This is a genomic window from Methyloglobulus sp., assembly GCF_040079455.1.
GTDB lineage: Bacteria > Pseudomonadota > Gammaproteobacteria > Methylococcales > Methylomonadaceae > Methyloglobulus.
The window spans coordinates 1-6,679 of the sequence record NZ_JBEBKJ010000120.1 but is presented as its reverse complement, the minus strand read 5'-3'; the positions used below and the strand labels follow the sequence as shown (position 1 = coordinate 6,679).

General features: G+C 44.7%; 8 protein-coding genes and 1 pseudogene. All 9 read left to right on the top strand.

Translation table 11 applies throughout. The features are described from left to right. On the top strand, positions 1-1,081 hold a 1,081-nt coding region (ribD, locus tag ABL924_RS17245), incomplete at its 5' end, for a bifunctional diaminohydroxyphosphoribosylaminopyrimidine deaminase/5-amino-6-(5-phosphoribosylamino)uracil reductase RibD (RefSeq protein WP_349028334.1). Positions 1,082-1,154: 73 nt separating this feature from the next. After that, complete coding sequence (locus ABL924_RS17240) at positions 1,155-1,454, top strand: hypothetical protein (RefSeq protein WP_349028333.1); 300 nt, start codon at positions 1,155-1,157, stop codon at positions 1,452-1,454. A gap of 5 nt (positions 1,455-1,459) precedes the next feature. Further along, the gene (locus tag ABL924_RS17235) at positions 1,460-2,116 is read left to right on the top strand and encodes a riboflavin synthase (protein WP_349028332.1); all 657 of its coding nucleotides are present in this window, start codon (positions 1,460-1,462) and stop codon (positions 2,114-2,116) included. Positions 2,117-2,242: 126 nt separating this feature from the next. Then, on the top strand, positions 2,243-3,379 hold the full coding sequence (gene ribBA / locus ABL924_RS17230) for a bifunctional 3,4-dihydroxy-2-butanone-4-phosphate synthase/GTP cyclohydrolase II (RefSeq protein WP_349019756.1): 1,137 nt from the start codon (positions 2,243-2,245) through the stop codon (positions 3,377-3,379). Positions 3,380-3,410: 31 nt separating this feature from the next. Then, positions 3,411-3,890 carry a 6,7-dimethyl-8-ribityllumazine synthase gene (gene ribE / locus ABL924_RS17225; protein WP_349028331.1) on the top strand — a complete coding sequence of 160 codons (480 nt, stop codon included), beginning with the start codon at positions 3,411-3,413 and terminating at the stop codon, positions 3,888-3,890. Next, positions 3,887-4,342 (top strand): transcription antitermination factor NusB, encoded by a 456-nt coding sequence (gene nusB, locus ABL924_RS17220; protein WP_349028330.1) that lies wholly within the window; start codon positions 3,887-3,889, stop codon positions 4,340-4,342. Before ribE ends, nusB begins: the two co-directional genes overlap by 4 nt. 111 nt (positions 4,343-4,453) lie before the next feature. Continuing rightward, complete coding sequence (locus ABL924_RS17215) at positions 4,454-5,620, top strand: ion channel (protein WP_349028329.1); 1,167 nt, start codon at positions 4,454-4,456, stop codon at positions 5,618-5,620. A 30-nt stretch (positions 5,621-5,650) separates the two neighbouring features. Further along, entirely contained in the window at positions 5,651-6,589 is a 939-nt protein-coding gene (gene thiL / locus ABL924_RS17210) for a thiamine-phosphate kinase (protein WP_349028328.1), read from the top strand. After that, positions 6,573-6,679 (top strand): annotated as a pseudogene (locus tag ABL924_RS17205) (phosphatidylglycerophosphatase A); the annotation flags it as partial. The gene thiL and the pseudogene ABL924_RS17205, both read left to right, overlap by 17 nt.

The following is a 6,679-nucleotide window of genomic DNA, read 5'->3' as shown; positions in this document are numbered from 1 at the left end:
CCCAAATCCACGTGTCGGCTGCGTGTTGGTCAAAGACGGCAGGATAATCGGTGAAGGTTGGCACAAACGCGCAGGTCTTGCCCATGCCGAAGTTGAAGCCCTCATCGATGCAGCCAATGCCACAGAAGGCACTACTGGCGCGACAGCTTACGTCACCTTAGAGCCTTGCAGCCATTACGGACGGACACCGCCGTGTTGTGAAACACTCGTAAAAGCAGGAATTAAAAGAGTGGTTGCCGCCATGCAAGACCCAAATCCAAAAGTAGCAGGACAAGGTTTTGCTCACCTTAAAGCCGCAGGTATTGAAGTAAGCTGCGGTGTGCTGGAAGCAGATGCGTTGGCTTTGAACCGTGGTTTTATCATGCGCATGACTAAAAACCGCCCTTTCGTCCGCAGCAAATTGGCCATGAGCTTGGATGGCCGGACTGCGATGGCATCGGGCGAAAGCCAATGGATCACGTCACCGGAAGCCAGGGCGGATGTGCATCGCTTACGGGCGGAAAGTTCGGCGATCTTGACCGGAATCAATACGGTAATTGAGGATGACTGTTCCTTAACGGCTCGGATAGATCAAGAAGTCGTCCAACCTATCAGGGTGGTGCTGGATTCCAGCTTGCAAATGCCACTTACGGCGCTTATGTTAACTTTGCCCGGACGAACCTTGATCTTAACCTGCAATCAAACCACTGCCGTTCGTCCTGAGCCCTTCGACTCCGCTCAGGAGAGCCTTGTTGAAGGACATAAGGAGAAACTCCAAAAATTACAAGATGCGGGTGCCGAGGTTTATCAATTGCCTGAAAACCAAGGCCGTCTTGATCTTGCCGAAGTTATGAAATTTTTGGCTGAACAGGAAGTCAATGAGGTGTTAGTCGAAGCCGGTGCAATATTGAATGGTGCATTATTGGCTGAAAATTTGGTTGATGAATGGGTTATTTACGTGGCATCTAAAATTCTGGGGGATCAAGGGAGAGGGCTGTTTCATTTGCCGGAGTTAGAAAACTTAGTCGATTGTAAGAATTTGAAATTTAAGGACATTGGACAAGTAGGCGAAGACTTAAAGTTTAGAATTACCTTATGCTAAAGTTTCCGAAAATTAATGATAAAAAATTGGAGAACGCTCCAAGAAAGCGCAAGAAAAATTTGCTGATCAATGTATGGTAGTATCAACAACAATTATCAATGCAGTGCTTGTAGCCGCCTTCGTATTTCCATTTGTGGAATTTGTAAAGTCATCGTTTGACCCAGAGATCAGTTTTATTTCATTTAAATATGTTATTTCAGTTATTTTAAGAATAAATTTACCTTTATTCATGATTGTCTATTTTTTACCGCTATTATTTGCATATTTTGTTAGAAAGCAAGGGCTTGATATTTATGACAAGCTGAGTAAAGAAGAATCAAGTTTTTCAAAAAAACTACCTAAGCGTAAAAATAACCGTATTACTAAGTTGTAATCAAAATGTTTACAGGAATCATCAGCGCAATCGGTCTTATAACCGCCATCGAACACAAAGGCGGCGATTGCCGCTTGACCATCAATACCGGAAAACTATCGCTATCCGACACGCAATTAGGAGACAGCATCGCCGTCAATGGCGTATGTTTGACCGCAATCGAACTCGGCAAGCAGCATTTTTGCGCGGATGTGTCCAACGAAACCTTGTCCCGCACGAGTTTGAAAACCGCCGTGGTCGGCACAAAGGTAAACCTGGAACTGGCATTAACACCCACAACCCGCATGGGCGGGCATATCGTTAGCGGTCATGTGGACGGTATAGGTGAGCTGGTCGAACTTAAGCCGGATGCCCGTTCCTGGCGATTGTCGTTCAAAGCCCCTGATGACTTGGCTAAATATGTCGCCGAAAAAGGTTCGATCACCATCAATGGCATCAGCCTGACCGTCAATACCGTGAATGGCGCGTTGTTTAGTGTTAATATCGTGCCCCATACGCTCAAGGAAACGACCTTGGCGGATATAAAAGTTGGTGGTCAAGTCAATCTTGAGGTCGATTTATTGGCGAGGTATTTGGAACGGTTGTTGTTGGGTGATAAGGCAGCTAAACCCGAATCGCATATTACCGAAGAATTACTCCGCAATAGCGGATTTTTTAGATAAAGGGAATTTACCGTTCATGTTTCGACAAGCTCAACACGAACGGATACACTACGATGCTTAACTAAACTCCATTCGTCCTGAGCTTGTCGAAGGACATAATCAGCAGTTTTAAAAAAACAGATTTAAATGAACACCATCGAAGAAATCATAGAAGACTTGCGCCAAGGTAAAATGGTCATCATCATGGATGATGAAGACCGTGAAAACGAAGGCGATCTGGTTATGGCGGCGGCTTTTACGCGCCCAGAAGACATTAATTTCATGGCGCGGTACGGGCGAGGGTTGATTTGCTTGACTTTGACTAGCGAACGTTGCCAGCAATTGCGCTTGCCGTTAATGACCAATGAAAACAAAACCGCGCATTCCACCAATTTTACTGTTTCGATAGAAGCCGCGACGGGCGTGACAACGGGCATTTCTGCCGCCGATCGCGCCCGCACGGTGCAATGTGCCGTTGCACCGGATGCTAAAGCCGATGATCTGGTTCAGCCGGGACATATTTTTCCGCTCATGGCAAAGTCGGGTGGCGTACTGAACAGGGCAGGGCATACCGAGGCGGGCTGTGATCTGGCGAGATTGGCGGGTGTCGAACCTGCTGCTGTTATTGTCGAGATTCTCAATGAAGACGGCTCGATGGCAAGAAAGCCGGATTTGGAAATTTTTGCCCAGCATCATAATCTTAAAATCGGTACAATCTCAGACCTTATTCACTACCGCATCCAGCATGAAAACACCCTGGAACGCATTAGTGAATGTACTTTTCCAACGGAATTCGGTGATTTCCGCCTGTATGCCTATCAGGATAGGAATGACAATAATCTCCACTTAGCCTTGGTAATGGGGCAGGTGTCTGATGGTGAGCCGGTTCTGGTCAGGGTACACGCACGTAATCTTTTGGATGACGTGTTTTCGTCGAAGCGCTCTGACCGCAGTATTTCGATGCGTGTTGCCATGCAAAAGATAGCCAAAGAAGGCCGTGGCGTTTTGGTGGTTATCAGGCAAAACGAGAGCAATAAAAACTTGGTCGAATTGATTCATCGCTATCAGCTCGAGGACAATGGCGTAACCATCCCCGCTGCCGCGTCGCCCGATTGGCGTATGACGGGTACGGGTGCCCGTATTTTGTCTGATCTTGGGGTACACAAATTAAAGGTATTGGGTGCCCAGAAAAAGTATGTTGGCCTCGCAGGATTTGATCTGGAAGTGACTGAACACGTTCTGTGCGATGATTGGGAAAGTATTGACTCCCATAAATCAGTTTAAACGAATAATTTAAGAAAATAAGAGAAACAGTATGTCCGCAATAACAACGTTTGAAGGAAATTTATCGGCCCAAGGCCGCACCGTGTGCATCGTCGCATCACGGTTTAACAGCTTTATCGTCGAACACTTACAGGCGGGAGCGATTGATACTTTAGTCCGTCACGGCGCAGACCAAGCGAATATACATATCGTCAAAGCGCCGGGTGCATTCGAGTTGCCATTGGTCGTGCAACGCGTTGCCGCGAGCAAAAAATACGATGCCATCATAGCCGTTGGTGCGGTCATACGCGGAGGCACACCACATTTTGAATATGTTGCTGGCGAATGCGTTAAGGGCATCGCTACCGTTGCTATGCAATATGATATACCGGTAAGTTTTGGCGTATTGACCGTCGATACCATTGAACAAGCTATCGAACGCGCTGGTACGAAAGCGGGCAATAAGGGCGCGGAAGCCGCCATGTCTGCGATTGAAATGATGAGCCTGCTGGAAAACTTAGCCAAACAATGAGCCAAACCAAAACCAACGCACGTAAAGCCGTCGTGCAAGCGCTCTACCAATGGCAGATGACGGGACAAAGCCTTATCAGCATTGAATTACAATTTGAGGAAGATGGTCGTTTAAAAGGCGTACAAAAAAGCTACTTCAAAGAGCTGTTTCACGGCATCCCCCAATGCGTGGACACCATCGACGAAGTCCTCAGTGAATTTGTTGACCGCCCTGTTGATGTCATTGATCCCGTTGAACGGGCGATATTGCGGTTGGGGGCTTATGAATTAATGCACCGTCCCGAAATGCCGTACCGCGTCGTCCTCAACGAAAGCATCAACCTCGCCAAATACTTTGGGGCGGATGGTAGCCATCGCTATGTGAATGGGATTTTGGATAAGGTGGCGCAAAAGAAAAGAGCGGTGGAGATTAAAAGTAAGGCGCAAGGCGAAAGACAAAAGGAGCAAGATTAAGATATAGGATGAGCCGAGGAACAAGGTGTATCACTCTCGAAAGATGCGTTTCCCTTCGTTCAGCACTTCCTATGATACTGATAAAAAATAGACTTAGCTTTGCTTCGGAATATGAAAAAAATATCAAAGAATCTAAAATCAATAGGATATAAAGAAGAATATGATCTTGTCGAGTTCTGGTTTAAAAATGAAAGTGAATGTATTAGCAAGCTGGATTCAATTAAACCAACGTGGGGACAACAAATAACAACTCAGTTTAGATGGCAAACTGAACTTGGCATTAAATTAACTGAGGAAGTTAGGTGCTTCATTAATTCTGAGCACGAACTATCAAGGCAAAAAGCCCAATATAATCAAGTAATTTTTTCAATCGCCAGAGCTACAATTGATTTTAATCAACTATTAGTTACTATAGGAAGCGAAACCAAACATATAAATGATTGGCTTTACACTATTTCAAATAATTCAACCTACCAAGGGTGGAGCGACCTTAGAGGAATTGACCTACATGGTATAAAATTTCATTCAGCCGAATTAAAGAATGCTTGCTTTGCAAATGCAGATTTCAGCAACTCAACTTTTTGCCAAGTTATTATTACCAATTGTAATTTTCCTGAATGCAATTTCTCGCATTCATTTCTGGGAATTACTTCAATAGATGAAAGAACAGGCTTTTACAACTCAAATTTTGTTGGTACACAAATTAATGTGCTTCCATTAGGTGCGAATAGTTTAGGTACTCGGCCAAAAATAAGAGAAATTTCCTATATAAATTTACTTGTTACAGCAATAACAGGTGAAAAATCCAGGATCGATGGAGGGCATACAGATTTTATATCGGTTAAAACTTCAGCCGGTGCAAATGGAGAAGAACAAAGGCACTTGTCGTACATATCTTGGTATCAAGATTCAGTTTTAAAGTACACAGACGAAACTAATTGGTTCGGAAAAATTCGTAATGTTACCAGTGCTTTAACTACAAAAAACTGGCGTTCTTTGCTGGCTGTTTTCCTTACCTCATTAGTTCTGATTGTTTTATTTGCTGCGGCTTATTTTATATTAGGAGATTGTGGTTTCAATAAGCCATTCCCATCATTTATGGCTGCGATTTATTACAGTGTTGTTACTTTCTCAACGCTTGGTTATGGAGATATAACACCAAATCTTGAAAGTGATTTTTTGTTAATGTTGGTTATTTTAGAGGTTTTTCTTGGGTATACCCTTTTAGGTGTTCTTTTATTTGTTTTATCTAATCGAGTTAATGAACGAAAACTATAACTTCTGCTTGAGGGGATTCTCTCTGTATTAATGACTCATCCCATTTCTGAGTTTTCCCTGATCGACCACTTTTTCAAGCGGCAAACAACCAATCCATCTGTCGCTCAGGGCATAGGTGATGACTGCGCCTTGTTATCCATGCCAAATGGGTATGAATTGGCCATAACCACCGATACGATGGTAGAGAATGTCCACTTCTTTGCCGGATGTGATCCTTACTATCTAGGCCATAAGCTATTGGCGGTCAACTTGAGCGACTTGGCCAGCATGGGTGCAAAACCGCTGGCCGTTACGCTCGCGTTAACCGTACCCAAAGTTGATGAAAACTGGCTGGAGGCATTCGCCGATGGCTTTTTTGCTTTGGCAGAACGTTATTCGGTGGATTTGATCGGTGGTGATACTACTTCCGGCCCGTTAACATTAACTGTGACGGCTTTAGGTTTGGTGCCTACCGGACAAGCAATAAAGCGTTCAGCAGCCAATTCTGGCGACATCATTTGCGTGACGGGTCATCTTGGCAATGCTGGGTTAGGCTTAAAAATCAACCAAGGTTACGGCTGCAAACAACCGGATGCCGCCTTAAAGCGGTTTAATCAGCCTGAGCCACAAGTTGCTTTTGGACAGGCTTTAATCGGTATCGCCAATGCCTGTATCGATATTTCAGATGGGCTGGTTGGTGATTTGGGGCATATCCTACAGCAAAGCCAAGTTGGTGCGTGTATCGAATGGGAAGCCTTGCCATTATCGACCGAAGTCCTTACTTATATCGAAGACACAGGCGATTGGGTCATGCCGCTGACTGCTGGTGACGATTACGAGTTGTGCTTTACCGTCAGCCCAGATAAGGTTCAAAACCTAAAAATTCCCCACACCAAAATCGGTGCTATAGAATCTTTACCGGGCTTACGGCTCAACAAATCCGGCAGCATCCAACCATTAGAGGTCAAAAGTTTTGAACATTTTTCTTAATGCCGAATACGGTAAAAACCAGCTAACTCCCAAACAAATCCTAACTGATCCAATCTTGTTCCTGGCGTTTGGTTTTGGCTCCGGTTTGGC